Below are 25,921 nucleotides of genomic sequence, written 5' to 3' on the forward strand. Positions count from 1 at the left end.
CCATGTCCTTCCTCATCCGCGCGCTGCCGCATGTCCTGGGCGTCAGTGCGATCCTGGGCGCGCTCTGGTGGCTCGATAACCGCGGATATGTCCGCGGCCAGGCCGACGCCGAACGCGAGCGCATGATCACCGCCGTCATGTTGACGCGCAGCGCGCGCGAGACCGAGCAGGCGATCGGCGAGCAGATCAACGCTGCAAGCGCGCGCTACGAGCAGGGACGCTCCGTCCTGCAGGCGACCAGAACCATCATCCAGCCCACCGTCACGAAGGAGATCATCCGTGAGCCGCGTCTTTCCGATCCTGCTGCTGGCCTCACTGACGGCCTGTACCGCGAAGTCAATCGGGCCCGGGGAGCGGTTGGCGCCTGTGCCTCCACCGCTGCCGGCGGCATTGTCTGCCCCCTGCCCGGCGCCGGCGCAGCTGACGGACAAGAGCATCGGTGAACTGGCGCAGGGCGATATCGACGCGATCCTGGAATCACATGACTGCCGCCTGCGCCATGCCGCGACCGTCAACGCCTATGTGGCGGCCCGCCAGGCCTCGATCGATTGGAACCAGGCGAAGCAGCTGAACGGTAAGCCGCTCAAGGCGCCGGCGGCGCGTAACGGCCGATTGACATCAACTGGCTCGGATAAGGGGCCGCGAGACTGAGTGCATCGTCCAGATCGGTGCGAAGCCAACGGTCATAGTCCTCGGGGTGAAGGATCACGGGGCAGGCCTTCGGATGGATGGCGCCGACAACATGCGTCGCCGGGTCGCCCTCATAGCCGCAGGTGAGAAAGGAATAGACCGGATCGGCTTCGGTCGGCCGCCAGATGCCCGCAAAGGCAAATGTGAGCTGTGAGGGCACTGTGAACCAATAGGGGCGCTTCTTGCCCGTCTCCGGGTCCGCCTGGACGCTCCACTCCTGGAATTCATTGACCGGGACGAGGCAGCGCCGCGCGGGATTGGCCAGCGCCGATTTCCAGAATGGTGAGGTGTAGTTGCGCACGTTGGTGACCGGCTTGCCCCGAAAGGGGAAGCCCCAGTTCATCACCGAGAGAAGGCGCTCGCCATCTTGCTCACGCACAACGTAACCCGGCTTGCCGGGGGCCACGTAATCCTTCTCGACAACGAGGCGATCCGCAGGATCCGGCAGGGCGTCAAACCGCGCGAGATAGTCCTTCAGCCCGACTTTGACGCTGTACAGATTGCACATTGGTGCCCCCTACCCCCTGAACCGATTTGCGGCGCGTCGCCATTCGCTTTTCGGAGGAAGCGGTGGCTGTTCGCCAGTCGGGTCCTCACGCGTCAATCTGACCTGTATCTGCTTAGAGCGGCATTGGGTGCAGCGAAAATGTCGCCCGAGCTGCTTTAGATGATCGTTCCAACCCTTGCGCTGAAACAGCCACCAGAGAGCGTGGGGATCGTAGATCTTCAAATGACCGCAATGCCGACAACGGATCGTGACGGTGTACTGGAACGCAGCTGCCTCGAAAATGCAATCAGGGCCGGCATGCAAGGGCATGAACGAATGGAGAACATCTAGACCCCGAGTCGGTCAATAGTTGGGGTACCGAGTGGGGTATCGGCTCGTCGCAAAGCGCCGAAATGAGCGACCGGGGCGGAGGGGATATCCGTCCTATTCGCAACGCATCTCTGCACAGTTTACGCTACGTTACTTTGCAAGAAACTAACTTTTGTTAAAATTGTTTTGGGTGAATGGAACATTCATCTGCCCCTTCGGCCCTGATCGTCGACGATGAATCGATCATCCTGATTCACGCCTGCGACATTTTGGAGGAAGCTGGCTTCAAGTGCGCTAATGCTGCTGATGCTCCTTCAGCTATCGCGCTGCTTGATCGCCATGCCAATTCCGTCGTCTTGCTGTTTTCTGACGTCGAAATGCCTGGCGAGATGAACGGCCTCGCCCTCGCTCGGCATGTTGACCGCCATTGGCCGCACATCGAAATCGTTCTTGCCAGCGGCCGTATTCGGCCGCAGCCAGGCGATATGCCGGACCGCGCGACTTTCATAACCAAACCGTTCACGACGGAAATGGTCCATCAACATCTTCGCATGAAACTCCCCGACGACAAACAGCCGGGGCCGCTCAAACAGGCGATCTAGTCCGACACCCCGCGATGAAAGATCCCGACAAGGCAAATGACGCCAGCGAACGGCAAAGGGTTGCTGCCTCATCGACGTCGCGGCGAGCAAATTTCGCGATCGTAGCTGTTGCGATCGCGCTATCGATAGCGGGTATGGCCTTGATCGTCATCAGCCCATCGTAAAGGTGTTCACCCGAGCATCTCACCGCAGTAGCACCGTGATGATGATTTGGCGCTGCTTTATCGCCCGCAACCAGAATTACTGAAGCAACCTTACCGGTCCGCTGCGCGATCGGCACCCCCCATGGACGGAAGGGCACAGATGCTCACCAACGCAGCGGTCAAGGCCGCGCGGATCAAGCCGCGCGCCTACAAGATGTTCGATGAGCGAGGGCTATTCCTATTCGTTGCGCCGAGCGGGCTGAAGTCCTGGCGGCTCAAGTACCGCGCCGGCGGAAAGGAGCAGCTGCTTTCCCTTGGCCGTTGGCCCGACATGTCTCTGGTCGATGCCCGCGATGGCGCCGATCGCGCGCGATCGCTGATCGCGGCCGGGCTCGATCCCCGCGATCGCGCAGCCGCGGCGCATGCCGACCAGTTCGAGACGGTCGCCCGCGCATGGTTCGAGGACCGGCGCGGACGCTGGTCGGCCAAACATGCCCGCGATGTGATCCTGAGCCTCGAGCGCGACGTTCTTCCCCTTCTGGCGAAGAACCCCATCGGCGGAATCGAGGCCGTGCAGCTGCTCGAACTCGTGCAGTCGATCGAGGCGCGCGGCGCCATCGAAACCGCGCGTCGGATCCGCCAACGTCTGGACGCGATCTTCTCCTACGCGATTGTCCGCGAGCTCTGCACAACGAACCCGGCCGCAGCGCTGCGCGCGGAGCTGGCGCCGCCGCCGAGCGTGCAGCGGCATCCGGCGCTGGTCGATATCGAACAGCTCAAGGCGCTGCAGGTCGCCGTCGATGCGCTGGAAGCGGCGCCGCGCGTCAAGCTGGCCTCGCGGTTCCTTGCCCTGACAGCCGTGCGCATCGGCGCGCTGCGCCTCGCGCGCTGGTCCGAGATCGAGGAGCTGGACGGCCCTGCCCCGCTCTGGCGGATCCCGGCCGCGCACATGAAGCTGACCCGCGTGCGCAAGGCGGACGCGGCCAATGACCATCTGATCCCGCTGAGCCCGCCGGCGGCCGAGCTGCTGCGCTCTGCCGCCGAAAACGGGTACGATACTCATACCCCTATCTTCCCGATCGGCGCCGGCGCGATCGGCGATCTTTACAATCGAGCCGGCTATGCCGGCCGGCATGTCCCACACGGTTGGCGCGCGAGCTTCTCGACCATTCTCAACGAGCAGTGCCCCACCGAAAAGGACGTCATCGACCAGGCCCTCGCGCATGTGCCGACCAACAAGGTCGAGGCCGCTTACAACCGCGCCGAGCATCTGGCGCGCCGGCGCGATCTGTTTTGCCGGTGGGCAAAGATGCTGGCGTCCTGATCACCAATTGATGGATTTCGTCGCCCAGGCTTAGGCCGGGCGGGGGATCCGGGTAGCCGCCCGGAGAGCCGACGAGTAGCACCTCGCCACGACCTTAGCTGGCCAAACCGGCCGTCCCGCCACCCGTGCATCGGGCGGGGCCATGTGGATTAACAATCGTTATGGAAAGCCTAAATTTTTGCCCCCCGGCTAAACCAATTGCGCCTTATATCGGCGGCAAGCGCAATCTGGCGCGCCGCCTCGTGTCCGTCATCGATGCCGTGGACTGCACCACATATGCCGAGCCGTTCATCGGCATGGGCGGCGTTTTCCTGCGCCGGCGCCGCAAGGCGCGCGCGGAAGTGATCAATGATATCAGCGAGGACGTCGCGACGCTGTTCCGGATCCTCCAGCGCCATTATGTCGCGTTCATGGATATGCTGCGCTTCCAGCTCACAACCCGGGCAGGATTCGAGCGGCTGAAGAAGACGGACCCGTCGACGCTCACCGACCTCGAGCGCGCGGCACGATTTCTCTATCTCCAGCGGACCGCCTTTGGCGGCAAGGTCACCGGCCGAAACTTCGGCGTGTCTACCGATCGGCCAGCGCGGTTCGATGTCACGACATTGGCGGCCGACCTGGAGGCGTTGCACGAACGCCTGGCTTCCGTGACGATCGAGCGCCTGCCCTATGCGGAGTTCATCCGCCGCTACGATCGGCCGGCCACGTTGTTCTACCTCGACCCGCCCTATTACGGTTCCGAGGATGACTATGGCGCGGCTGTCTTCTCGCGCGATGATTTCGACCGCCTTGCCGAGCAGCTCGTCGACATCGCCGGCAAGTTCATCCTTTCTATCAACGCGACGCCCGAGACGCGCGAGATCTTCAGCCACTTCGCGGTCCTTGATGTCGAGACCACCTATACGATTTCGACGAAGGCGCAGGCCGCGCGCGAGCTGATCGTCGCCAATTTTGACATCAGCGCTAAGTCGTGAACTCGTAGACTTGCAAGAGCGAGCTTCGCTGCCATAAACTTGACGCTCTCTCAGCCAAGCCGGGAGGCAAGACTTGGCGAGGGGATCAGCTGGGGCTCTGCGAGGAGCAAAGGGGTTTCTCCCGCCCTCCCAGCACCAGCCACCGGGCGCGCCGCCCGCCAATGACCATCTTGCGCTCATCAAGACTGCGGCATGCAGACGCCGTGCTCGACCACTGCGCCCCGCGGCGCGGTGGCACAGTTCTTGCCCCGCTATCCCCCTGGATAGCCCCCGGGCAGGCCAAAGCCTGCCCGGCCCCTCCGGTGCGCCGGAGAGCTGACTGTGCCTGTGGGCGGGACCTGGCGTCGGGTTTCCCTCATCGGGGCCCCGCGAAGCGGGGTTGGAGCATCGAGCGCAGCTCGATTCCTTATCCCTTGTTCTTACATGGCCTGATTCTGACCGTCTGGAGGACTCGCACCCTCCAATAGACGACGCATGCGGCGGAACGTCGAACGAAGCCCTTCGTCGGCGATCGTTGCCAGCTGCTCGTCGGGCGTCATGGCGTTGAACTGGTCGAGGAATTGCCGTTGCTGATCGGCACGGCGGCCTTCCTCGGTAGGCCGGCGCATGATGCGACGGACGAGTTCGGCCGCCTTGCGGGGCAGCGTCAGGAAATAGGCGTTGGAGATCTGCTGGACATATTGCCCGCCGGGCTCGGGATCCTCGACAGGGGCCGTCCGTCGGCGCCAGTCCAGGAACCCCAGCTCCTTCAGCCGCGCCAAGGCATTGATGACGGCTGACCGTGCGCGGCGGATTTCCGCGGCGATCGTGTTGATCGCATAATCCAGTCGGCCATTCATCCGACCGCGTCGCTTTAACAGGAAGCGATAGACGTCCATCTCGATATCACCAACGATGCCGCGGCGCCGGCCGGGCAGTTTTGTCGACCGCATCAGCTGCTCCAGTTGCTTGAGCCGAGCGTTGTTCTCGGATCGAGGGAACATGTTCTCGCGCTTCCAGCGCTCCTGCTCATATTCGCCGGCATAGGGGCTATGGCGGCGCACCGGCTGGAGCGTGCGGCGGCCGAGGCGGCGGACGCCGGCGATGCTGGCGGCGAGATCGCCAATTGCGCGGGCGCTCATGCCCGCGCTCCGGCGAGCTTATTCAGTCGAGCGGCAGTAGCGATCCTGCGGGCGGCGCGTCCTTCAGGAGCATGTCCGCCCAGATCTGCGCCAGTTCGCGGCGACGGGGCATATAGGCGGCCCGATTGTAAGCGGCTTCGACGTCGCCACGCATGTGGGCCAGCATCAGGTCGATGATCGCGCGGTCGAGGACGTTGTCGTTTTGCGCGGCCATTTCGTTCATGATCGTTGAGAAGGTCGCGCGCCATCCATGCGGGACGTGTCGCCCCTGATAGCCTGCATCCCGATAGATTTTGCTCAGCGTACTGTCTGAAATCGGCTTGGTCGCCTTCACGGTGTTCGGGAACAGATAGGGCCGGCCGTCCGAGACGACAGCAGCCGTCTTGACCACATCCACCGCCTGCCTCGCGAGCGGCACCACGAACTGATACGCCGCGTCTGCCTTGCTCTCGCGGGACAGCTTCATTTTCCCGGCCGGAATGCGCCAAAGTGGCGCGGGTCCGTCGAGATCCTCGAATTCGGTCGGCTCGGCGAGCCGCAACACTCCGGGCCGCACCGCTGTCAGCGCCAGGAGCCGCGACGCGAGCTTGGTCCCCACATAAGCGTCGGTCGTCGCCTCCACCGCAGTGATCAGGGCGCGTGCGTCCTCGATCCTGAGCACGGCAGGCCGCAACGTCCGCGTGCGCGGTTTCAGCGCTGGCTGGATGAGATTTGCAGGATCCGTCTCGGCCAAGCCGGCACCAATCGCGAAGACGAAGATCGACGAGATATGTTGCCGGACGCGCTGGGCCATCACCAGCGCATCGCGCGCTTCGATCGACCGGATGACTTTGAGAACCGTCGCTGCAGTGATGTCGGCCAGCGGCATGGCGCCGATCGATGGGAAGACGTCCGTCTCGAGCCTGTCGAGGATCTGGCCAGCATAACGAGGCGCCCGGACGAGAGACTGATGCTTGTGCCAATCCCGGGCAACCTGCTCGAAGCTCGGCCGTGCTTCCGGCGGCGCCGTCTTCGCGCCTGGATCCCCACCGGCCCGCAGTGTGCTGCGCGCTTCGTCGCGCAGCTCGCGCGCCTTCGCCAGCGACACCTCGGGGAACTGGCCAAAGGAGAGTTTCTTCTCGACGCCGCCGATACGGTACTTCCAACGCCAGCTGCGCGTGCCGGACGGCAGGACGTGCAAATATAGGCCATTTGCGTCCGAAAGCTTGTATGGCTTCTCCCGCGGCACGGCATTCCGGCACGCCAAAACTGTCAGCAAACAGGCCCCCACTGGCCCCCAGCGGAGCCCCCAAATCGGCAGTGCTGCACCGGGACAACCCGAGACAGCAGGAGAGAGGGAATTGCCCAATTACATGGATTTGGCAAGAGTTGTGAGAAACTGTGGGAAAGTGAGAGCAGGCCCCGATGCTGCTACTCGGGGAGCCACTTTCCACACATTGCCGGACTGCTGAGGCGGACTTGCCGGCCCGCGCTGCCGCAAAAAGGGTTAGCCGCGTTGACAGGCTCGCCTCTCCGCTCCCATGAGCGGTCGGCCATGAAACTTGCTTATCTTCTCAACATGTATCCGCTGATCAGCACGACGTTCATCCGTCGCGAGATCGGCGCGATCGAGGCGCTCGGCCAGCCGGTCGAGCGCTATGCCCTACGGCACTGGGATGGTGAGCTGGTCGACCCGGAAGATATCGCCGAGCAGGCGCGCACCCACTATATCATCACCGGCAGCAAGGCGGCGCTGCTGTGCGACGTGGTGCTCACCTGCCTGCTACATCCGGTCAGGACGCTGCGGGTGCTGCCGCTCTGGTGGCGGGTGTGGCGCAACGCGGGGCGAAACCTTGTCGCCCATGTCGCCTATCTGCTGGAGGCCATGGCTTTCACCCGTCGCGCCAATGCGCAAGGGATCGATCACGTCCACACCCACTTCTCCACTAACGCAACCACCGTGGCGATGCTGGCGCGGCGGCTAGGCGGGCCATCCTACAGCTTCACGGTCCATGGTCCCGATGAGTTGGTGCCCGGCGAGCCGGCCCGCCTCTCCATCCGCGAGAAGGCACGCGATGCGGCTTTCATCGTCGCCATCACCCGTTACTGCCACGATCGCATCGTAGCGGAGGCCCCAGAGGCGGCCCAGAAGGTCCGCATCGTCCATTGCGGCATCAACCTCGCCGACTTCCCCTATCAGCCTGCCCCGCCCGAGAGCAGCCGAGTGATCTGCATCGGCCGCCTGTGCGCCAACAAGGGCCAGATTCATATTCCGCCTGCCGTCGCTGCTGTGAATGGGGAATTTCCCGATCTTGTGGTCGAGCTGATCGGCGGCGGGGACGACGAGGACGCGCTACGGGAGGCAATCCGGGCACATGGCGTCGAGGATCATGTCGTCCTGCACGGCTGGGGCACCGGTGCCTATGTGCGGGAGCAATTGCTGGCCGGTCGCGCCATGCTGCTGCCGAGCTATGCCGAGGGCCTGCCCATCGGAATCATGGAAGCCTTCGCCATCGGTCGACCGGTGCTGAGCACGACCATTGCGGGCATCCCCGAGTTGCTTGACGAGCGCTGTGGCTGGATTTTCGCGCCTGGCGATGAGGACGCCATCGCCGAGGCCTTACGCGGCATCATGCGCGCCACGCCCGAGCAGCAGGCTGCGCTGGGCGCCGAGGCGCGGCGCCGCGTGGAAGAGCGGCACGATCTGTTCAAATCGGCCCAGACCTTGCTCGATTATTTCAAGGCGGAAGCAGCCTCCGGCCGGCAGCACTAAACCAAATAAAAGGGCGCCGGACCCGATGGTCTGGCGCCCCTTTTTTAGAAGGCCGACGGTTAGACGGCCATCCGATTAGCCGACGATTTCTTCCGGCTTGAAGAAGTAGGCGATCTCGATCGCGGCATTCTCTTCGCTGTCCGACCCGTGAACGCTGTTGGCTTCGATCGACTCGGCCAGTTCCTTGCGGATGGTGCCGGGCTCGGCATTGGCGGGGTTGGTGGCGCCCATGATGTCGCGATTGCGCTTCACGGCGTCTTCGCCTTCCAGAACCTGCACGACGACCGGGCCCGAAATCATGAACTCGACCAGCTCACCGAAGAAGGGACGCTCCTTGTGGACCGCGTAGAAGCCCTCGGCCTGCTCGCGGCTCATGTGGATGCGCTTGGATGCCACGACGCGCAGGCCGGCTTCCTCCAGCATCTTGGTGACAGCACCGGTCAGGTTGCGACGGGTCGCGTCGGGCTTGATGATCGAGAAGGTGCGGGTCGCCGCCATGAGAAATGCTCCGGTAAAGAAAACGAAAAAGTTGAGGTCGCGCGCGCTCTACCCGCGAAGCGACGGCCGATCAAGAGCAGCAGGCGTCCACGGGTTACGATCAATTAAGCGCTTTGAGTTCACATTGTTACAGTTTGCCATGGTTGGGTGCGCAAAGGGGGAATGGGAACATGCAGGGCGCGGAGCCGAAGGAATCCATTTATCGGATCGACAGGCATGATGACGGGTCGCTGCGCTTTCACAGCATTGCACCGGAACAGCAGCGCCGCTTTCCGGAGGTGGCGACGGTGACGACGCCCTGCCTAACCTTACCAGCAGAGGCGACGGAGCCGGCACTGGCTCGAGGCGCCGCGCGCAAAAGCTCAACCTGCAACCGGGCCTCTCAATATCCTGCCATTTGCTGGCCGGACCTCGGACCGGGCGAGAGCCTGAATGCCTTTGGCATGTTCTGGAAACGCGAACTGGTGCCCTGGTCCGGACCACCCCTCCTCCTCGGCCGGCGCACGAAGGGGGCGCCATTGTTCAACTTTGCCCGTCAGGTGGGTCTTTATCTGCTGCAGGATGGCGCGCGGACCGTCTATGTCGGGCGAGCGAGCAACGATCTCTATGCGCGACTCAAGACGCATACGACCGACCGACTTGCCGGCCGGTGGAATCGCTTTTCCTGGTTCGGCCTGCGAGACGCCAGTCAGCATCTGCCTTTCGCGCAAAGCGCGTGCTGGAGCGAAGCCAATATGCTCAGAACCATGGAAGCGCTGTTGATCGAAACCCTCGAACCGCCGCTCAACCGACGCGGCGGAGACGGGCTGAGCGGCCGTGAATTTCTTCAGGCCAGCGCACCGACGTCCCTCAAGAGCCGTCACGCAGAAGCGCGCGCCGATACCACCAAGAAGCCGCGTCATATGCGGTGAGCGAATCCGGCGCGCCGGCGGTGCCTCAAGGGCCTTGGCGCCACCGCCCGCCATCCTGCTTCCAGAAGCGCGTCGTGACGTCGTCCGATCGGCTCAGCGCCTTCCAGGCGAGCCGCGCCCCGCCCACCGTGGCATCGTCGAAAAAGTAGAAGACCCGATCGAAGCCCAGCGCTTCATCCCGCCACAAGCCATCGGCCAGCGCGACATGGCGCGCGCCATTGGCTGCATCGCAACTCGGCGCAAGGAGGATCGGCTGGACCTGCGGCATGGGTGCATCCGCATGATCGTTGGCCAGATAGCTCTCCGGCCCTGCACTCCACAGACCCTCGGAGATACGGTCGAGCTGGTCTCGCTCGGCGGAAACGACCAGCAGCCGCCCGCCGCCATCAAGCACCCTGCGCGCGATGGCGGGTACCGTCGCCTCGACGGGATCCCGGCTGAGCTGATAGAAATCCACCTGCATGTTGCGGCTCTAGCGCGATTGGGCCCGGCTGCGAAGGCCGGGCCGAAATATGCGCAAGACCTCAACCGGCCTGATAGTGATCGCGGATCAACTGATCGAGCAGGCGCACGCCATAGCCGGTAGCGCCCTTCTCCCATGTCGCGCCGGGCTTGTCGGCCCAGACCATGCCGGCAATGTCCAGATGCGCCCATTTGACGCCATCCTGCACATAGCGCTTGATGAACTGCGCCGCAGTGATCGAGCCGGCATAACGCGGCCCGATGTTCTTCATGTCGGCAATGGGGCTGTCGATCAGCTTGTCATAAGCGGGCGACAGCGGGAAGCGCCACAATTTGTCACCGCTCTCGCGACCGGCCGCGAGGAGCTCTTCGGCAAGACCATCGTCATTACTGAACAAGCCGCCATGCTCGCTGCCGAGCGAGATCAGCATCGCCCCGGTGAGGGTTGCAAGATCGATCACCGTCTCGGGCTTGTAGGTCTGCTGGGTCCACCAGATCGCATCGCACAGCACCAGACGCCCCTCGGCGTCCGTGTTCAGCACTTCCACGGTCTGGCCGGACATGGTCTTGACGATATCGCCGGGACGCTGCGCGCCGCCGTCCGGCATATTCTCGACCAGCCCGCAGATGCCGACGACATGCGTGGGCGCTTTGCGGAGGGCCAGCGCCTTCATCGCGCCGGCAACGGCGCCCGCGCCGCCCATGTCCCACTTCATGTCTTCCATGCCCGCACCGGGCTTGAGCGAAATGCCGCCGGTATCGAAGGTGACGCCCTTGCCGACCAGCGCCAGCGGCTTGGCCTGCGCGCCATTGGTGCCGTCCCAACGCATCGCAAGAATGCGCGGCTTGCGCACCGAGCCCTGCGCAACGCCGAGCAAAGCACCCATGCCGAGATTGGCCATATCCGTCTCATCCAGCACGCTGATTTCAATGCCGAGATCGACCAGATGCCGACAGCGCTCTACGAAGCTCTCGGGATAGATGATATTGCCTGGCTCGGCGACCAGTTCGCGCGTGAATGCAACACCTTGTGCGACGGCTTTGGCATCATCTACGAGCGCCGCCAGATCGCCGGACTCATGAACCAGCGTTACGGTTTCGAGCGTCGGCTTGGCCTTCTCCGCCAGCTTCGTGCGATAGGTGTCGATGCGCCATGCGCGCAATTCCGCGCCCAGCGCGATCCGGGCAAGCGCGTCGGCAGTAAGCCCCGCGCCGTCGATTGCGACATGCTTGACGCCGGAGGTCTGCAGCCGTGCCGTCACCGCGCCGCCTGCCTTCTCCAGATCGGCCGGCGTGCCCTCGCCCGTCCCGACGAGCAGGACGCGGAGAGTCTTGCCCGCCTCGGCCACGAACAGTTCCACCACGGCGCCTGCCTCGCCGCTAAAGCGCGATGCCGCCGCCGCCTGCGCCGCCAGAGCCTGCGCCTCGATGCCCGGCGACACGGCGGCGCCCTTTGCGACCGGGAAAACGAGGCAGTCCATGTCGGCAGGGCGACTGGCGGAAATGGCGATGTGCATGGATACAAGCTCCTGGAAAGGAATTATGTGGCCAGATGACCTGGTGTGAATATGGAAGCGGAATAGCGCCTTGCCAGGGGGTATGCCACGGCAAAGGGACCGTTAAGCGCGATTTCACGCTTGGGAAGGCAATTGCGGAGCGGGCGCTGCAGTGCAATAGGGCAGCGTTGCACACGGCGCGCGCAGACCGCGAGCCGCGCTGGGAGAATGACGATTGGTTGCCACGATGAGCCGTGACACGCGCGAGCGGACCATGATGCGCGTGCACCTGTGCATCAGCGCGCCAGCTCTGATTCTGGCGATGGTCATGGCCGCGCCGGCCTACGCCCAGACGCAGGCCGAGCCGCCGACGCAGGGCGAACCGCCGCTCACCATCGACAATGTGGCGCCGCAGGATATTCCCGCCGGCGCCGAACCGGATTTTCAGGACCGCCCTGCCAAGGAAGAGGCCGAGGCCGTCCCCATGCCGGCAGCGCCGGTCTCCAAGAACGAGATCAATTTCCAGGCCGACCGGATCGATTACGACAGCAATGCCGATATCGTGCGCGCCTCCGGCAACGTCCGCGTCGCCCGGCAGGATGCCAATCTGTCCGCCGATCAGGTGGAGTGGGATCGCAAGGCCGGCACCGTCATCGCGCGCGGCGACGTGCTGCTCGTCAATGAGCGTGGCGACCGCGCTTATGCCGACGAGATGGACGTCACCGAAAGCCTGCGGGACGGCGTCATCGAAAATCTGCTGATCGTCACCAACAGCGAGAATCGGCTGGCGGCGGTGAAGGCCCAGCGCACCGACAACATCTACGTGCTGGACAAGGCGGCATTCACGCCCTGCAAGGTCGAGACGGTCAAGGGCTGCCCCAAGGAGCCAACCTGGCAGATTCAGGCCGATCGCGTCATTCTGGACGAGGCTCGCCAGCGGGTGCGCTATGAGAATGCGCGCGTCAGCATGTTCGGCCTGCCCCTGCTTCCCCTGCCGGGCCTGCGCCACAGCATTGGCGATGAAGGCAGCAGCGGCTTGCTGGTGCCGGATATCGGCTATGATCGGCGCAACGGGGTGCAATATGTGCAGCCTTATTACTGGCGGCTTGCGCCAAATCGCGATCTGACGCTCACGCCCTATGTCTACAGCGCGGTGCTGCCGATGCTCGGCGCCAGCTATCGCGCCCTGCTGTCTAAGGGTGCCTATCAGATCACCGGCTATGGCACGGTCAGCGCCGTTACGCCGGTCACGGGCGAAACCGATGTCACCAGCGATGAGCGTCTGCGCGGCTACATCGCTGCCAGCGGCAAGTTTCAGTTCGACCCGCTCTGGTCGTTGACCGGATCGCTGCGTTACGCGTCCGACCGTACCTTCCTCAATCGCTATGACCTGAGCCACGAGGATCGTCTGCGCTCCACGCTCAATCTTGAGCGGATCGGCACGCGCAGTTATCTCTCGATTGCCGGTTGGGCCTTCCAGTCGTTGCGCTCGGGGGACCGCGCCGGTCAGGTCCCCATCGCCATTCCCGCAATCGACTACCGTTTGCGCACCACCGATCCGCTGTTCGGCGGACGGGTGGAACTGCAGGCCAACAGCCTGTCGATCCTCCGCACAGACGGGCAGGATACCCAGCGCGCGTTCGTCGGCTTCACCTGGAAGCAGAGCCGCCTGACCGGCATGGGGCAGGAAGTCTCGCTGACCGCCTATGCGCGGGGCGATGTCTACAACAGCGCGCAGAATGATCTCTCGCCAACGGTGGTCTATCGCGGTGAGGAAGGCTGGCAGACGCGAGGAATCGCCGCGTTGGCGCTGGATGTGCGCTGGCCATTCATCGGGCAGGCTTTTGGCGGCACCCAGCGCCTGACACCACGCATCCAGCTGGTTGCCGCGCCGCGCCTCGCCAACCTGAATGTACCCAACGAAGATGCCCGCGCGATTGACCTGGAGGATTCCAACCTCTTCGCGCTCAATCGCTTTCCTGGCTATGATCGCTTCGAGGATTCGACCCGCATCACCTATGGGTTCGACTACCGCTTCGACGTGCCGAATTTCTCGTTCGATACCACCGTCGGCCAGAGCTACCGCATCGATGACCGCCCGTCCCTGCTGCCCAATGGCACCGGCCTGTCCGATCGGCTGTCGGACATCGTTGGTCGGTCGGAAATCCGCTACAAGGATTTCCTGTCCTTCACCCACCGCTTCCGGCTCGACAAGGATGGCTTCGCCGTCCGACGCAACGAGATCGAGGCGACGGTCGGAACGCGCCGCACTTATGCCGAGGTCGGCTATCTGCGGCTGGACCGGAACATTACGTCCGGCGTCGAGGATCTGCGCGATGTCGAGGAAATCCGCCTTGCAGCGCGCGTCGCCTTTGCGCGCTTCTGGTCGGTCTTCGGCTCGACGAACATCGATCTGACCGGCCAGCGGGACGATCCGACGAGCACCCTGTCCGGCTTCGAGCCGGTGCGTCACCGCCTCGGCATCGCCTATGAGGATGACTGCCTGGAACTCGGCTTCACCTGGCGGCGCGATTACCAGACGGTCGGCGATGCCCGTCGCGGCAATTCGTTTCAACTGCGGCTGGTATTTAAGAATCTCGGCCTGTAAAGACTCCAGCTTCGCAAAGGGTGTGAAGGCCGGGCGTCATCCTCGCTCAGGCCCGGTTCAGCCGCCGCGCATTAATCCGCCGGGCAGGTCCGCGGCCTCTTGAGGCCGCCTGCTTCTGAATGGAGAGCAAGTTTGACTGACGTGAACAGCGTGAAAAGGATTTCCTCCCGTTTCACCGCCCGGATTCTTGCAGGCGCCGCGACGGGCCTTTTGGCGTGCTCAGCAATTGCTCAAGCGCCGGAAGGCCAGGCTGAGGATGCCGCCGGTGCGACCGCGTCCGCGCTCGATATTCCCGCCTCGGTGGTGCTCTTCGGCAAGCGCGACCCCAATGTCCGCACCGCGACGGCGCTGGTGAACGGCGAGGTCATTACCCAGACGGATGTGGAGCAGCGGCTCGCGCTGGTGGTCCTCGCCAATGGCGGCAATGTCAGTGCCGAGGAAAAGGACCGTCTGCGTCTGCAGGTGCTGCGCAACCTCATCGACGAGACGCTGCAGATTCAGGAGGCAGCGGCCAAGGATATTCGCGTCCCCGCCGCCGAGCTTGACGAGAACTTCGCCCGCGTCGCCGCGAACTTCCGCTACACGCCGGACAATTTCGCAAAATATCTTGCCGCGCAGGGCTCATCCGCGCGCAGCATCCGGCGCCAGATCGAAGGCGAGGTCGCGTGGAGCCGCCTGCTGCGGCGTCAGGTCCAGCCTTTCGTGAACGTCTCCGAGGACGAGGTCCGCTCGACCTATGAGCGTCTCCAGGCAGCCAAGGGCAAGGAAGAGTTCCACATCGGCGAGATCTATCTCTCCGCCAACCCGTCGAACAGCCAGCAGGTGGCCGAGAACGCCCAGAAGATCATGGCGCAGATTCGCCAGGGCGGCTCGTTCCAGGCCTATGCGCGGCAATATTCGGAAGCATCGACCGCTGCAGTCGGCGGTGATCTGGGCTGGGTGCGCGCCGCGCAGCTGCCCGAGCCGCTGGCCGAAGCCGCCCAGCAGCTCCAGGTCGGCCAGATCGCCGGCCCGATTGCCATTCCGGGCGGATTTTCGCTCGTCTATCTGATCGACAAGCGCCAGGTGCTGATGGCCGACGCGCGCGACGCCGTGCTCAGCCTCAAGCAGGTCGCCATCGACTTCCCCGCCGGCACAACGGCTGCTGAGGCCCAGCGGCGCGCCAACGCCTTCGGGGAAGCGCTCAAGAAGCTTCAGGGCTGCGGATCGGTCGAGGCGATGGCCAAGGGCGTCGGCGCGACGGTCATCGAAAACGATATTCAGGCGCGCAACCTGCCCCCGCAGCTCCAGTCCATTCTGCTCTCGATGCAGGTCGGCGAATCCACGCCGCCCTTCGGCTCGGCAACGGAAGGCGTCCGCGCGCTCGTTTTGTGCGGTCGGGACGATCCGCCGGACGCCAGCGCACCGTCGGTGGAGTCGATCATGGCGCAGATGGAGGAAGATCGCGTGAACAAGCGTGCACGCACATATCTGCGCGACCTCCGTCGCGATGCGGTGATCGACTATAACTGACGTCTTCCGCACGATGTATTCCGCGTCCGCGCTGCCGCGGCCGATCGCGATATCGCTGGGCGATCCCGCAGGGATCGGTCCGGAGGTCACCGCGAAAGCCTGGGAAGCGCGGGACGCGCACAATCTCCCTCCTTTCTTTGCGGTCGGTGATAGCGCCGCCATCGCTGCGGTCTGGCAAGGGCCGGTGGCGATGATCGGCGACCCGATCGAGGCCGATGCGGTGTTCGGCAAGGCGCTGCCCTGCCTGCAGGTCGCCGATGCCGGTGAGATCATCCCCGGCCAGCCCTCGATCGATGGCGCGCGCTGCGCCTTCCAGGCGCTGGAAGCGGCGACGGGGCTGGTGCGGGCGGAAAGCGCCAGCGCCCTGGTGACCGCGCCCGTTTCCAAATCCCAGCTGTCGCAAGTCGGCTTCACGCACCCCGGCCAGACCGAGTTCGTGGCCGAGCGCTGCGGCGTCTCGCGCGGCAATGTGGTGATGATGCTGGCCGGCCCGTCGCTGCGTGTGGTGCCGCTCACCATCCATATTCCCTATACAGAGGTGCCGGAGTCGCTCACCGCCGCACTGATCCGCTCCCGCGCACTGGCCACCGCGCGCGGCCTCAAGCGGCTGTTCGGCATCGAGAACCCGCGCCTCGCCATGGCCGGCCTCAATCCTCATGCGGGTGAGAACGGGATGCTCGGCACGGAAGAAACAACGCTGATTGCGCCGGTGCTCGAGCAATTGCGCGAAGACGGGCTCGACATTTCCGGGCCGCATTCGCCGGATGCCTTGTTCACGCCCCGCGCCCGTGCGCTCTACGATGCGGCCTTGTGCTGCTATCACGATCAGGCGCTGATCCCCATCAAGGCGCTGGACTTCGATGAGGGCGTCAACATCACGCTGGGCCTGCCGATCGTGCGCACATCGCCCGACCATGGCACGGCGTTCGATCTGGCGGGCAAGGATCGGGCGCATCCTGGCGCGATGATCGCCGCCATTCGCATGGCGCAGCAGGCCGAGCTCAATCGCCGCGCCTGGGTCGATCCCTGCCAGCCCTCATGACCCCGCTTCCACCGTTGCGCGAGGTCATTGCCACGCATGGCCTGCGGGCCAGCAGGGCGCTGGGCCAGAACTTCCTGCTGGACGAGCAGTTGCTGGATCGCATCGCCGCGATTCCGGGGGATCTGACCGGCGCGCGCGTGTTCGAGGTCGGCCCCGGTCCGGGCGGGCTGACCCGTGCGCTGCTCCGCGCCGGCGCGCAGGTCACGGCCGTCGAACGTGATGCCCGCTGCATTCCGGCGTTGGCCGAAGTCGCGGCGGCCTTTCCGGGTCAGTTGCGCGTCATCGAGGATGATGCGTTGCGGGTCGACCCCGTGGAGGCCTGCGGCGGACCGGCGCATATCGTCGCGAACCTGCCTTATAATATCGGCACAGCCCTGCTCGTCGGCTGGCTGGAGAGCGGCGTTTGGCCGCCCTGGTGGCTCTCCGCCTCGCTCATGTTCCAGGCTGAGGTGGCCGAGCGGATCGTCGCGCAGCCCGGCAGCGATGCCTATGGGCGGCTGGCGGTGCTGGCCCAGTGGCGCAGCCGTGCGCGCATCGCGATGAAAGTCCATCGGTCGGCCTTCACGCCGCCGCCCAAGGTCATGTCCGCTGTGGTCCATCTCGTCCCGGCCGACGCGCCCGGCGGGGTCGAGGTCGCAACGCTCAGCCGGTTGACGGCCGCCGCCTTCGGTCAGCGGCGCAAGATGCTGCGGCAGAGCCTCAAGGGGCTGCCGGGCGCGCTCGATGCTTTGGCGGAAGCCGGGATCGACCCCAGCCGCCGCGCCGAGACACTCAGCGTGGACGATTTCGTGATGCTCGCGCGCCTGATGGGGCGCTGAGCAAGTTCACAGCGCGAAATTTACTGCTGCTCGACCTTCGGTGCGTTGGTCACCGCCTCAGCCGTGGTCACCGGCGGCTTGGTCGTGGCGATCGCGGAGGCCAGCTGATCCGCACTGGCACATTGCGTCTTGCAGAGCAGGCGCAGCTTGGCGAGCGTCTCGCGAGCGCTTTCCACCGCGCCCTTGTCCAGCATCGCGAGCCCTTCGCCTTGCAGGGCCGCCTGATTGCCGGGCTCCAGATCTAGCGCGCGACCATAATAGCGGATGGCCTTGCCGGGGAGCTTCTGGGCGCGGGCGATCTTGGCCAGCGACATGAAGATGCCGGGCTGATCGGGCGCCAGAAGAAGCGCGGTTTCGTAGGCATCGCGGGCCTTGGTGAGATCGCCAGCATCTGCGGCGGCCTTGCCTTTTGCCATCCATTCGGCTGCGCGCGGGCTGGGCGCGGGCGTCGCGCTCTGCTGGGAAAATCCACTGCTCGCCGACAGGGCAAGCGCACTCGCAAGTAATATGGAGGCGGGGGTAAACCGCATGATTGTCTCCCAGATCGAGCCCTGCGCAACAGACGCCATGGTCGACGACGCTAGCATGGTTTTTCAAGCACCGCGAAGAAAAAGCCGTCGGTTCCGTCATGTGCAGGCGTGAGTAAGGTGCCCTCGCCCCATGAACGCCCCGGCGCCTGTTCCGACCCGGTAAAGTGTACCGGCTGCCATAGGGGATCGGTCCTGACGATTTGCTGAATTTGATCGCGCCCTTCCCGGTCGATCAGCGAGCAGACCGCATAGACCAGGCGCCCGCCCGGCTTCACCAGCGGCAGCGCCAGCCGCAACAGCCGCGCCTGCAGCGCAACGACCCGATCCAGCCGTGCGGGCGTCAGGCGCCAGCGCGCCTCGGGATTGCGTCGCCACGTGCCCGATCCGCTGCAGGGCGCATCGATCAAGACGACGTCGCACTGCCCGGCGAGCGGCTTGAGCGCTGCTTCCTCCCGACCAGAGTCGAGCAGCAGCGTTTCGATCTGCCCGCCATAGCCGGCGCGCTCGGCACGCGGCGTCAACCGCGCGAGACGGTCTCGCACAGCATCGGCCGCGATCAGGCGGCCAACAAGAGCGCCGTTCTTGATCATGTCCGCAGCCAGAGCGAGCGTCTTGCCCCCTGCCCCGGCGCATAGATCGAGCACGGTCAGGCCCGGTATGGCGTGACAGGCCTGCGCGATCAGCTGACTCCCGGCATCCTGCACCTCGGCAATACCATCATCCGGAACGTCCGTGCCGGCCGGCAGCGCATAGCCATATGTCGTTGCCCTGATCGGCTGGGCCTCAGGCCAACGCGCCAAAATATCCGCATCGCTCGCCCTCAGCGGGTTGCGCCGAACGTGGAGAGGGGCGCGATCGAGCAGCGCCGCCTGCTCGGCCTCATCGACCAGCCCGGCAAAGGCCGCGGCGACCCAGCCCGGCAGGCGCGAGCCATCCGGCCCGCGTTCCGCCTCGCCCAAGGGCGTCGGCGCATGGGCCGAGCCATCAAACAGCGCCGCCAGCGCCGCGTCCTCGCGCGCCAGACCCGCCATGGCCGCACGGCCGGAGGATGGCGGATCGCCATAGGCTCGCACAGCGCGATAGACGAGGTCGCGCACCGCGCGGCGATCCTTCGATCCGGCATAGCGGCGCTCGCGAAAATAGCGGGCGATCAGCGTATCGGCGGCGGCGCCATCATCGCGCGCACTGGCGATGATGACATCGAGCAGATCGATGGCGGCCTGCACTCGCGCGGCGGGCGTCATACCGCTGCCCCCAATGCAGGGCTGATATCTTTATCGTGTCGGATAATTCGGCGCTTCACGCGTGATCGTCACGTCATGCACATGGCTCTCGGAGAGGCCGGCATTGGTGATCTGCACGAAGCGGGCGCGCTCCTGCAGCTCGCGGATCGTCTTGCTGCCGGTATAGCCCATGGCAGCCTTCACACCGCCGACGAGCTGATGGATGACATCGCGCGCCGGCCCCTTATAGGGCACCTGGCCTTCGATCCCCTCCGGCACCAGCTTCATCTGATCCTTGATGTCCTGCTGGAAGTAGCGATCCGCGCTGCCGCGCGCCATCGCACCGACGGAGCCCATGCCGCGATAGCTCTTATAGGCCCGGCCCTGATAAAGGAACGTCTCGCCCGGTGCTTCCTGCGTGCCGGCCAGCATCGATCCGATCATCACCGCAGCGCCGCCCGCAGCCAGCGCCTTGGCAACGTCGCCCGAGGTGCGCAGGCCGCCATCGGCGATCACCGGAATACCGCTCTTGAGCGCTTCCTGCGCCGCGTCCATGATCGCGGTGAGCTGCGGAACGCCGACACCGGCAACCACGCGCGTGGTGCAGATCGAACCGGGACCAATGCCGACCTTCACGCCGTCCGCGCCGGCGTCGATCAGCGCGCGCGTGGCCTCGGCGGTCGCGACATTACCCGCAACCAGCTGGATTTCATTGGAAAGCTTGCGAATACGCGCGACGCTCTCGGCCACCATCTTGGAGTGGCCATGGGCGGTATCGACCACGATCAGGTCGCATTCGGCGTCGATCAGCGCTTCGGTGCGCTCGATACCTTTGTCGCCGACCGTCGTTGCCGCGGCGACGCGCAGGCGGCCGGAAGCGTCCTTGGTGGCCTGCGGATAGGTGACGGCCTTCTCGATGTCCTTGACGGTGATGAGGCCCACGCAGCGGAAGGCATCATCGACCACCAGCAGCTTCTCGATCCGGCGCTGATGCAGCAGGCGGCGGGCCTCATCCTGCGAAACGCCAGTGCGCACGGTCGCGAGATTCTCATGCGTCATCAGCTCGCGCACCGGCTGTGCCGGGTTTTCGGCAAAGCGCACGTCGCGGTTCGTCAGGATGCCGACCAGCTTGCCGGTCGACTCCACAACCGGAATGCCGCTGATCTTGTGCCGCGCCATCAGCGCCTGCGCCTCGGACAAAGGCTGATCCGGCCCGATGGTGATCGGGTTGACGACCATGCCGCTCTCGAACCGCTTGACCGCGCGCACCGCCGCGCACTGCTCCTCGATGGAGAGATTGCGGTGCAACACGCCGATGCCGCCAAGCTGCGCCATCACGATGGCCATGTCTTCCTCAGTCACGGTATCCATGGCCGAGGAAAGAATGGGGATATTCAGCGAAATGTTGCGGCTGACCCGCGTGGACACATCGGCCTGACTCGGCAGCACATCGGACTCGCCCGGCTGAAGAAGCACGTCGTCGAAAGTGAGGCCGAGCCGAATGTCCATATATGTCGCCACCTGATCTGGAGAGACCCCTTGGGGGAATCAGTGGCGGCCCATGTAACCATTTCCCCCGTGCAGGGCTAGGGGGTCGTCAAAGAGAAGGGCGCGAAGGCTGGTTTGCGCCTATCCGAGGGCGGGACGGACCACCCCGCGCTCCGCACGATCGCTAGCGATCATCTGCGTCAACGCGAGCAGGAGGGCTGGCACGGCAAGCGTCCAGACCAGATCGGACAGTGTATCGTCGAGGCGCAGCGACCGGTAATAGGCCGCTTGCAGGCTCTCGTTGACGAGCTCGGCCAGCGCCACCACAGCAAATGGCAAGGCCGGATGGCGGCGCGTGAGCGGCCAGGCAGCGACCATAGCATAGAGCAGCAAGCCGCCGATCAGGTGCGCGCGCTCGTGCGAAATGGCGAGAAAGCGCAGGCTCCCCTCCGTCAGGGCGACATAAGCGGCGGGAATATCCATGTAGCGCTTCGTAAAGAAAGCAGGTTAGCGATCCGTTACGACGCGATCCAAAGCCTAGCTGCGCAGATGCTCGGCCCGGTCGATGATCGCCTTGGCTTCCTCGACATGCATCGCCTCGATCATGCGCCCGTCATAGCGCTGGGCGCCACCGGTGAAGGCCTCGACCAATGCGCGGGCCTGTTCCACTGCCGGGCCGCTGGGGGAGAAGGCATCATTGGCGATATCGATATGGCTGGGGTGGATGATGGTCTTGCCATCGAACCCCATCTGCCGCCCCTCGTCGCACTCGGCGGCCAGACCGGCCGGATCTTCCAGATTGTTGTAGACGCCATCGAACGCGGCGACACCGGCGGCGCGCGCTGCCAGCACGATGGACTGGAGCGAGTAGGAAATCGCGCTGCGCGGTGCATCAGGCGGCACGGCCAGGCCTCGCCGCAGATCGTTGGTGCCGGCGACCAGCGCCGAGACGCCCGGCTCGCGCGCGATGGACAGGGCGTTGATGATCCCCGCCGGGCTCTCAATCATCGCGATGACCGGCCGTTGCGTCACGCGATTGACGTCGTGAACCTGCCGCGCCTCGATCACCTTGGGCACGATGACATAGGGCACCCCGGCACTGCGGGCCGCGACCATGTCCAGCCCGTGCTCGGGCCGCCCCTCGGCATTGATGCGGATGGCGCAGGGGCGTCCGTCGAACCCGGCTTGCACAGCCTCCACGGCGCGCTGCCGGGCCGCGTCGCGGTCTTCGGCGATCACCGAATCCTCGAGGTCGAGAATGATGAAGTCGCAGTCGAGCTGGCGCGCTTTCTCGATCGCGCGCGGGCGCGAGGCTGGTACGAACAGCAGCGTCCGAACGAGGCGCAACGGCAAATCAATTCTTTCGACCGGACGACGCTTCTGCATGCCTTTTCAATCCTCTTATCCTGCCGATTCCGCTTTCCGGCACTGTTCTGAAGGGCCATAGTAGCGACCGCAAGCGCAGGAGGCTATCGACCATGGATCTGGTCACGTTCGCAATGTTCATCGCCATTCTGGTGATCTTCTATCTGTTTGCCAGCGTGAAGATCGTCCGGCAGGGCCATCGCTACACCATTGAGCGGTTCGGCCGGTTCACCGAAGTCGCGTCTCCCGGTTTCAACATTTATCCCGCCTTCTTCTACCGGGTCGGCCGCAAGATCAATATGATGGAGCAGGTGATTGATGTCCCGTCTCAGGAAATCATCACCCGCGACAATGCCATGGTGGCCGTGGATGCCGTGGTGTTCTTCCAGGTGCTGGATGCCGCCAAGGCCGCTTATGAGGTGAGCCACCTCAATACGGCACTGCTCCAGCTCTCGACCACCAATCTGCGCACGGTGATGGGGTCGATGGATCTGGACGAGACCCTCTCCAAGCGGGATGAGATCAACGCCCGGCTACTGAGCGTGGTCGATCACGCTACCAATGCCTGGGGCGTCAAGATCACCCGCGTCGAGATCAAGGATATCCGCCCGCCGCAGGACATCGTGAACGCGATGGCCCGGCAGATGAAGGCCGAGCGTGAGAAGCGCGCCAATATCCTCGATGCCGAAGGGTTCAAGAGCGCCGAGATCCTGCGGGCCGAAGGCGCCAAGCAGGCGCAGATCCTCGAAGCCGAGGGCCGGCGTGAGGCAGCGTTCCGTGACGCCGAGGCCCGCGAGCGCGAGGCGGAGGCCGAGGCGCGAGCGACGCAAGTGGTGAGCGAGGCCATCGCGGGCGGCAATGCCCAGGCGATCAACTATTTCGTGGCGCAGAAATATGTCGAGGCGGTGGAGAAGTTCGCGACCTCCAGCAACGCCAAGACCATCCTCTTCCCGGTGGAAGCCACCCAGCTCATCGGCACGCTCGGCGGCATCGGCCAGCTCGCCAAGGAAGCGCTGGGAGATCATGGTGCAACGCCGCCTGCACGGCCCGTGTCCGGCACCGGCGTGCCTCACACGCGGACGCCGTGACGCCGATGCTCGACGGCATGCATCCTTCCATCCTCTGGGGTGTGTTCGCGGTGATCCTCGCCGGGGCGGAGATCATCGTGCCCGGCGTTTTTCTGATCTGGCTGGGCGTAGCTGCGGCGCTGACGGCCGGGCTCAGCCTGGTCCTGCCGATCAACCCGGCCTTCCAGCTGCTCGCCTTTGCCATCTTCACCGCGATTTCGGTGAGCGGCGGACGGCTCTGGTATCTCGCCCGCCCTGTCGCATCCCAAGACCCGATGCTCAATGACCGGGCCGCGCGCCTTGTTGGCCGCGAATTGCTGGTGGTCGAACCGATCAATCATGGGGTCGGCCGGGTGAAGGTGGATGACGGAAGCTGGACGGCGACCGGACCGGATGCAGATGCCGGCAGCTATGTGCGGGTGACGGGGACCAAGGGCGCGGCGCTGATTGTCGAACCCCTGCCCACTCCCCTCGCCCCGCCCGGCTTGGCCCGTGACGGCAAGGACGTGCCGGAGCCGGAATGACAGCCTTTGCCTTTATCGGCGCGGCGCTGGCAGAGATCGCCGGTTGCTTTGCATTCTGGGCATGGTTGCGGCTCGACAAATCACCGCTCTGGCTGCTCCCGGGCCTTGCCTCACTGGCGGTTTTTGCCTGGCTTCTCACGCTGGTGGAAGCCGATTATGCGGGGCGGACTTACGCCGCTTATGGGGGTGTTTATATTGCCAGCGCGCTTGCCTGGCTCTGGCTTGCAGAGGGCACCAGGCCGGATCGCTGGGATCTGCTGGGCGGCGCAGTCTGTTTGTGCGGCGCCGCGATCATCGTCTTCGGGCCACGCACAGCCTAGCGATCACCCGGCATGCGCCCGTTCAGTGACATCCCGCGCCAGCAGGCCGCGGTGGCGGGGCAGCGCCTGAGGCATCTCATCGCGGATGAAGGCCAGCACCTTCTCACGAATCTCACAGCGCAGGTCGAAGGCCTCGCCCGCATTGCGCGCGCTGGCGAGGCCGCGCACCTCGATAGCGTCCGGGCGCACCTCCGTCACCTGAAGCACCTTCACCCGCCCATCCCAGAGCGGCGAGGCAGCCACGATCGCTTCATAGCGGACCCGCAGCTGATCGATATCGGCCGTTGGGTCGAGATGGAAGAAAACCGAGCCAAGTAATTGACTTGTTGAGCGAGTCCAGTTCTGGAAACTGTCTTCGAGAAAGCGGGAGATGGGCACGACCAGCCGTCGCTCGTCCCACACCGCCACGACCACATAGGTCATGTAGATCGCCTCGATCTTGCCCCATTCGCCTTCGATGATGACAACGTCATCGATGCGGATTGGCTCGGTGAAGGCAAGCTGGATGCCCGCGATTACGTTTTTGAGCAAGGGCTGCGCAGCCGCGCCGACCGCCAAGGCCGCAAGGCCGGCCGAGGCCATCAGCGTCACACCCACCGCCCGCACCGAGGGGATGCTGAACAGCATGAGGCACAGGGTGATGAAGATCACCAGCACCACGGCGATCCTGCCGAGAATTCCCGTCCGCGTGCGCTTTCGCCGGGCGCGGAGATTGTCGGCTACGCTGATATCCGTCCGCTGCTCCACCACATCCTGCGTGCCGCGAATGAGGGCAACCGCCAGCCAGCCGATCAATCCCGGTACGATCATGGCCGCCGCCTGGCTCCAGATCAGGTGACCGCGCTCTCCCAACGTTAGCGACGGACGGAGGAACGCCAGCGCGAAGGCGACCAGCAGCCAGCGCGACGGCCATTGCGCCCGGCGGAGCAAGGCGAGGCCACCTTCAGAATGCGCATGGGTCAGCAGACGGCGCAGCACCCGCACGCTGATCCAGTGCAGAGCCAGGGCCGCCAGGACGGCGAGAACGCCCAGCATCAGCGATTCCAGTAATGGCGGCAGGGTCCAATGCTCGGGAAACATGTCCCTTTTACTGCTCAGGCGCGATCCGGTTCCCGCGGCAGGTAGGGAAGCAAGTCCGCCAGCGCAGGCTTTTCCAGGTCCGGCGGCGTGTAGGACAGCCGCGCTTCGACCGAGAAGAGACGCTCGCGCGACCAGAAATTGAGCGGCCAGTCCCGTGCGCTCTGTGCTGAGGTCAGCAGGCCATTGACCTGATCCAGCAGGGCACCGCCTACATGCTCGGCCCGATAAAGCCGCACTCCCCCGAGAAACGCGCGCGTGATCGTTTCATGATAGCCGTGGCGATCATCGTTCGGCACGCCCACGCTGGCATTGTAGCGACGGATGATCGGCGCGATCTCATGATCCAGATCGATGTCCGGTCGCTCGACCATCAGCCAGAAACAGGCAGCGAGGTGCGCCTCATGCGTCCAGCGCTCGCGCGGCAAGGTGCAATCCAGAAGCCCCGCTCCAATTGCGTGGATGGGGGCGGCATCGCCGAACAAGCGATGATTGTTATCTGTCGTCACGACGGCGCCCTAAGCTTGCGCGGCATCATTTGCGACCGACAGGCCATT

General features: G+C 64.7%; 26 protein-coding genes. 13 read left to right on the forward strand and 13 right to left on the reverse strand.

The window, feature by feature from the left end; genetic code table 11:
* The first annotated feature begins 2 nt into the window (after nucleotides 1-2).
* A complete protein-coding gene (locus tag M2332_RS03435) occupies nucleotides 3-443 on the forward strand; it encodes a hypothetical protein (protein ID WP_264572986.1) in 441 nt (146 codons plus the stop codon).
* A gap of 140 nt (nucleotides 444-583) precedes the next feature.
* Here the strand turns inward: M2332_RS03435 and M2332_RS03440 are convergent, their stop codons facing one another.
* On the reverse strand, nucleotides 584-1,198 hold the full coding sequence (locus tag M2332_RS03440) for an SOS response-associated peptidase (RefSeq protein ID WP_264572987.1): 615 nt from the start codon (nucleotides 1,196-1,198) through the stop codon (nucleotides 584-586).
* 503 nt (nucleotides 1,199-1,701) lie between these two features.
* Here M2332_RS03440 and M2332_RS03445 point away from each other — a divergent pair.
* The 3 genes from M2332_RS03445 to M2332_RS03455 all read left to right on the forward strand — a co-directional run bounded on the left by M2332_RS03445 (nucleotide 1,702) and on the right by M2332_RS03455 (nucleotide 4,550).
* A complete protein-coding gene (locus M2332_RS03445; RefSeq protein WP_264572988.1) occupies nucleotides 1,702-2,109 on the forward strand; it encodes a response regulator in 408 nt (135 codons plus the stop codon).
* A gap of 210 nt (nucleotides 2,110-2,319) precedes the next feature.
* A complete protein-coding gene (locus tag M2332_RS03450) occupies nucleotides 2,320-3,576 on the forward strand; it encodes a tyrosine-type recombinase/integrase (RefSeq protein ID WP_264572989.1) in 1,257 nt (418 codons plus the stop codon).
* Between the two features lie 161 nt (nucleotides 3,577-3,737).
* Nucleotides 3,738-4,550 (forward strand): DNA adenine methylase, encoded by an 813-nt coding sequence (locus M2332_RS03455; RefSeq protein WP_264572990.1) that lies wholly within the window; start codon nucleotides 3,738-3,740, stop codon nucleotides 4,548-4,550.
* A 419-nt stretch (nucleotides 4,551-4,969) separates the two neighbouring features.
* On the opposite strand, the gene M2332_RS03460 is transcribed toward M2332_RS03455, so the two are convergent.
* Together M2332_RS03460 and M2332_RS03465 are read right to left on the reverse strand one after the other, a co-directional pair.
* Nucleotides 4,970-5,671 (reverse strand): hypothetical protein, encoded by a 702-nt coding sequence (locus M2332_RS03460; RefSeq protein ID WP_264572991.1) that lies wholly within the window; start codon nucleotides 5,669-5,671, stop codon nucleotides 4,970-4,972.
* Between the two features lie 22 nt (nucleotides 5,672-5,693).
* On the reverse strand, nucleotides 5,694-6,941 hold the full coding sequence (locus tag M2332_RS03465) for a tyrosine-type recombinase/integrase (RefSeq protein ID WP_264574879.1): 1,248 nt from the start codon (nucleotides 6,939-6,941) through the stop codon (nucleotides 5,694-5,696).
* A gap of 264 nt (nucleotides 6,942-7,205) precedes the next feature.
* Here M2332_RS03465 and M2332_RS03470 point away from each other — a divergent pair, with 264 nt between their 5' ends.
* Nucleotides 7,206-8,423 carry a glycosyltransferase family 4 protein gene (locus M2332_RS03470; protein ID WP_264572992.1) on the forward strand — a complete coding sequence of 406 codons (1,218 nt, stop codon included), beginning with the start codon at nucleotides 7,206-7,208 and terminating at the stop codon, nucleotides 8,421-8,423.
* Nucleotides 8,424-8,498: 75 nt separating this feature from the next.
* On the opposite strand, the gene ndk is transcribed toward M2332_RS03470, so the two are convergent.
* Nucleotides 8,499-8,921 carry a nucleoside-diphosphate kinase gene (gene ndk / locus M2332_RS03475; protein ID WP_181559849.1) on the reverse strand — a complete coding sequence of 141 codons (423 nt, stop codon included), beginning with the start codon at nucleotides 8,919-8,921 and terminating at the stop codon, nucleotides 8,499-8,501.
* Between the two features lie 170 nt (nucleotides 8,922-9,091).
* Between ndk and M2332_RS03480 the strand changes: the two genes are divergently transcribed.
* Nucleotides 9,092-9,832, forward strand: a complete 741-nt coding sequence (locus M2332_RS03480; RefSeq protein ID WP_264572993.1) for a hypothetical protein — start codon at nucleotides 9,092-9,094, stop codon at nucleotides 9,830-9,832.
* A gap of 25 nt (nucleotides 9,833-9,857) precedes the next feature.
* Here M2332_RS03480 and M2332_RS03485 read toward each other — a convergent pair whose 3' ends face one another.
* Together M2332_RS03485 and M2332_RS03490 are read right to left on the reverse strand one after the other, a co-directional pair.
* Nucleotides 9,858-10,295, reverse strand: a complete 438-nt coding sequence (locus M2332_RS03485) for a DNA polymerase III subunit chi (protein ID WP_264572994.1) — start codon at nucleotides 10,293-10,295, stop codon at nucleotides 9,858-9,860.
* A gap of 61 nt (nucleotides 10,296-10,356) precedes the next feature.
* Nucleotides 10,357-11,811 (reverse strand): leucyl aminopeptidase, encoded by a 1,455-nt coding sequence (locus tag M2332_RS03490; RefSeq protein WP_264572995.1) that lies wholly within the window; start codon nucleotides 11,809-11,811, stop codon nucleotides 10,357-10,359.
* A gap of 226 nt (nucleotides 11,812-12,037) precedes the next feature.
* Between M2332_RS03490 and M2332_RS03495 the strand changes: the two genes are divergently transcribed.
* The 4 genes from M2332_RS03495 to rsmA all read left to right on the forward strand — a co-directional run bounded on the left by M2332_RS03495 (nucleotide 12,038) and on the right by rsmA (nucleotide 17,770).
* A complete protein-coding gene (locus M2332_RS03495) occupies nucleotides 12,038-14,398 on the forward strand; it encodes an LPS-assembly protein LptD (RefSeq protein ID WP_264572996.1) in 2,361 nt (786 codons plus the stop codon).
* A 141-nt stretch (nucleotides 14,399-14,539) separates the two neighbouring features.
* Complete coding sequence (locus M2332_RS03500; RefSeq protein ID WP_413715975.1) at nucleotides 14,540-15,910, forward strand: peptidylprolyl isomerase; 1,371 nt, start codon at nucleotides 14,540-14,542, stop codon at nucleotides 15,908-15,910.
* A 13-nt stretch (nucleotides 15,911-15,923) separates the two neighbouring features.
* On the forward strand, nucleotides 15,924-16,952 hold the full coding sequence (gene pdxA / locus M2332_RS03505; RefSeq protein ID WP_264572998.1) for a 4-hydroxythreonine-4-phosphate dehydrogenase PdxA: 1,029 nt from the start codon (nucleotides 15,924-15,926) through the stop codon (nucleotides 16,950-16,952).
* Nucleotides 16,949-17,770, forward strand: a complete 822-nt coding sequence (rsmA, locus tag M2332_RS03510; protein ID WP_264572999.1) for a 16S rRNA (adenine(1518)-N(6)/adenine(1519)-N(6))-dimethyltransferase RsmA — start codon at nucleotides 16,949-16,951, stop codon at nucleotides 17,768-17,770. The genes pdxA and rsmA overlap by 4 nt, the downstream gene beginning before the upstream one ends.
* Nucleotides 17,771-17,790: 20 nt before the next feature.
* Here the strand turns inward: rsmA and M2332_RS03515 are convergent, their stop codons facing one another.
* From M2332_RS03515 to M2332_RS03535, 5 genes are all read right to left on the reverse strand, one after another.
* Complete coding sequence (locus M2332_RS03515) at nucleotides 17,791-18,300, reverse strand: tetratricopeptide repeat protein (protein WP_264573000.1); 510 nt, start codon at nucleotides 18,298-18,300, stop codon at nucleotides 17,791-17,793.
* A 50-nt stretch (nucleotides 18,301-18,350) separates the two neighbouring features.
* Entirely contained in the window at nucleotides 18,351-19,544 is a 1,194-nt protein-coding gene (locus M2332_RS03520; RefSeq protein ID WP_264573001.1) for an RsmB/NOP family class I SAM-dependent RNA methyltransferase, read from the reverse strand.
* Between the two features lie 30 nt (nucleotides 19,545-19,574).
* A complete protein-coding gene (gene guaB, locus M2332_RS03525) occupies nucleotides 19,575-21,032 on the reverse strand; it encodes an IMP dehydrogenase (protein ID WP_181559858.1) in 1,458 nt (485 codons plus the stop codon).
* Nucleotides 21,033-21,152: 120 nt separating this feature from the next.
* Nucleotides 21,153-21,494 carry a hypothetical protein gene (locus M2332_RS03530; protein ID WP_264573002.1) on the reverse strand — a complete coding sequence of 114 codons (342 nt, stop codon included), beginning with the start codon at nucleotides 21,492-21,494 and terminating at the stop codon, nucleotides 21,153-21,155.
* Nucleotides 21,495-21,548: 54 nt separating this feature from the next.
* Nucleotides 21,549-22,397 carry an HpcH/HpaI aldolase/citrate lyase family protein gene (locus tag M2332_RS03535; protein WP_413715938.1) on the reverse strand — a complete coding sequence of 283 codons (849 nt, stop codon included), beginning with the start codon at nucleotides 22,395-22,397 and terminating at the stop codon, nucleotides 21,549-21,551.
* Nucleotides 22,398-22,489: 92 nt separating this feature from the next.
* Between M2332_RS03535 and M2332_RS03540 the strand changes: the two genes are divergently transcribed.
* The 3 genes from M2332_RS03540 to M2332_RS03550 are packed head-to-tail and all read left to right on the forward strand — an operon-like array spanning nucleotide 22,490 to nucleotide 24,287.
* Entirely contained in the window at nucleotides 22,490-23,464 is a 975-nt protein-coding gene (locus tag M2332_RS03540; RefSeq protein ID WP_181559860.1) for an SPFH domain-containing protein, read from the forward strand.
* A 5-nt stretch (nucleotides 23,465-23,469) separates the two neighbouring features.
* The gene (locus M2332_RS03545) at nucleotides 23,470-23,967 is read left to right on the forward strand and encodes an NfeD family protein (protein WP_264574881.1); all 498 of its coding nucleotides are present in this window, start codon (nucleotides 23,470-23,472) and stop codon (nucleotides 23,965-23,967) included.
* Nucleotides 23,964-24,287: a YnfA family protein gene (locus M2332_RS03550; RefSeq protein ID WP_264573003.1), complete on the forward strand. Its 324-nt coding sequence runs from the start codon at nucleotides 23,964-23,966 to the stop codon at nucleotides 24,285-24,287. Before M2332_RS03545 ends, M2332_RS03550 begins: the two co-directional genes overlap by 4 nt.
* 3 nt (nucleotides 24,288-24,290) lie before the next feature.
* On the opposite strand, the gene M2332_RS03555 is transcribed toward M2332_RS03550, so the two are convergent.
* Nucleotides 24,291-25,367: a mechanosensitive ion channel family protein gene (locus M2332_RS03555; RefSeq protein ID WP_264573004.1), complete on the reverse strand. Its 1,077-nt coding sequence runs from the start codon at nucleotides 25,365-25,367 to the stop codon at nucleotides 24,291-24,293.
* 14 nt (nucleotides 25,368-25,381) lie between these two features.
* Nucleotides 25,382-25,873, reverse strand: a complete 492-nt coding sequence (locus tag M2332_RS03560) for a hypothetical protein (protein ID WP_264573005.1) — start codon at nucleotides 25,871-25,873, stop codon at nucleotides 25,382-25,384.
* Nucleotides 25,874-25,921: the final 48 nt, after the last annotated feature.

It is taken from the genome of Sphingobium sp. B11D3A (assembly GCF_025961695.1).
Taxonomy (GTDB): domain Bacteria; phylum Pseudomonadota; class Alphaproteobacteria; order Sphingomonadales; family Sphingomonadaceae; genus Sphingobium.

Excerpts from the sequence above, each read along its gene's own strand:
- M2332_RS03540 (WP_181559860.1), top strand. The coding sequence starts at position 22,490 with ATGGATCTGGTCACGTTCGCAATGTTCATCGCCATTCTGGTGATCTTC.
- guaB (WP_181559858.1), bottom strand. The coding sequence starts at position 21,032 with ATGGACATTCGGCTCGGCCTCACTTTCGACGACGTGCTTCTTCAGCCG.
- M2332_RS03555 (WP_264573004.1), bottom strand. The coding sequence starts at position 25,367 with ATGTTTCCCGAGCATTGGACCCTGCCGCCATTACTGGAATCGCTGATG.
- M2332_RS03480 (WP_264572993.1), top strand. The coding sequence starts at position 9,092 with ATGCAGGGCGCGGAGCCGAAGGAATCCATTTATCGGATCGACAGGCAT.
- M2332_RS03490 (WP_264572995.1), bottom strand. The coding sequence starts at position 11,811 with ATGCACATCGCCATTTCCGCCAGTCGCCCTGCCGACATGGACTGCCTC.
- M2332_RS03545 (WP_264574881.1), top strand. The coding sequence starts at position 23,470 with ATGCTCGACGGCATGCATCCTTCCATCCTCTGGGGTGTGTTCGCGGTG.
- M2332_RS03470 (WP_264572992.1), top strand. The coding sequence starts at position 7,206 with ATGAAACTTGCTTATCTTCTCAACATGTATCCGCTGATCAGCACGACG.
- M2332_RS03435 (WP_264572986.1), top strand. The coding sequence starts at position 3 with ATGTCCTTCCTCATCCGCGCGCTGCCGCATGTCCTGGGCGTCAGTGCG.
- ndk (WP_181559849.1), bottom strand. The coding sequence starts at position 8,921 with ATGGCGGCGACCCGCACCTTCTCGATCATCAAGCCCGACGCGACCCGT.
- M2332_RS03460 (WP_264572991.1), bottom strand. The coding sequence starts at position 5,671 with ATGAGCGCCCGCGCAATTGGCGATCTCGCCGCCAGCATCGCCGGCGTC.
- M2332_RS03515 (WP_264573000.1), bottom strand. The coding sequence starts at position 18,300 with ATGCGGTTTACCCCCGCCTCCATATTACTTGCGAGTGCGCTTGCCCTG.
- rsmA (WP_264572999.1), top strand. The coding sequence starts at position 16,949 with ATGACCCCGCTTCCACCGTTGCGCGAGGTCATTGCCACGCATGGCCTG.
- M2332_RS03550 (WP_264573003.1), top strand. The coding sequence starts at position 23,964 with ATGACAGCCTTTGCCTTTATCGGCGCGGCGCTGGCAGAGATCGCCGGT.
- M2332_RS03535 (WP_413715938.1), bottom strand. The coding sequence starts at position 22,397 with ATGCAGAAGCGTCGTCCGGTCGAAAGAATTGATTTGCCGTTGCGCCTC.
- M2332_RS03485 (WP_264572994.1), bottom strand. The coding sequence starts at position 10,295 with ATGCAGGTGGATTTCTATCAGCTCAGCCGGGATCCCGTCGAGGCGACG.
- M2332_RS03520 (WP_264573001.1), bottom strand. The coding sequence starts at position 19,544 with ATGACGCCCGCCGCGCGAGTGCAGGCCGCCATCGATCTGCTCGATGTC.
- M2332_RS03440 (WP_264572987.1), bottom strand. The coding sequence starts at position 1,198 with ATGTGCAATCTGTACAGCGTCAAAGTCGGGCTGAAGGACTATCTCGCG.
- pdxA (WP_264572998.1), top strand. The coding sequence starts at position 15,924 with ATGTATTCCGCGTCCGCGCTGCCGCGGCCGATCGCGATATCGCTGGGC.
- M2332_RS03530 (WP_264573002.1), bottom strand. The coding sequence starts at position 21,494 with ATGGATATTCCCGCCGCTTATGTCGCCCTGACGGAGGGGAGCCTGCGC.
- M2332_RS03445 (WP_264572988.1), top strand. The coding sequence starts at position 1,702 with ATGGAACATTCATCTGCCCCTTCGGCCCTGATCGTCGACGATGAATCG.
- M2332_RS03495 (WP_264572996.1), top strand. The coding sequence starts at position 12,038 with ATGAGCCGTGACACGCGCGAGCGGACCATGATGCGCGTGCACCTGTGC.
- M2332_RS03455 (WP_264572990.1), top strand. The coding sequence starts at position 3,738 with ATGGAAAGCCTAAATTTTTGCCCCCCGGCTAAACCAATTGCGCCTTAT.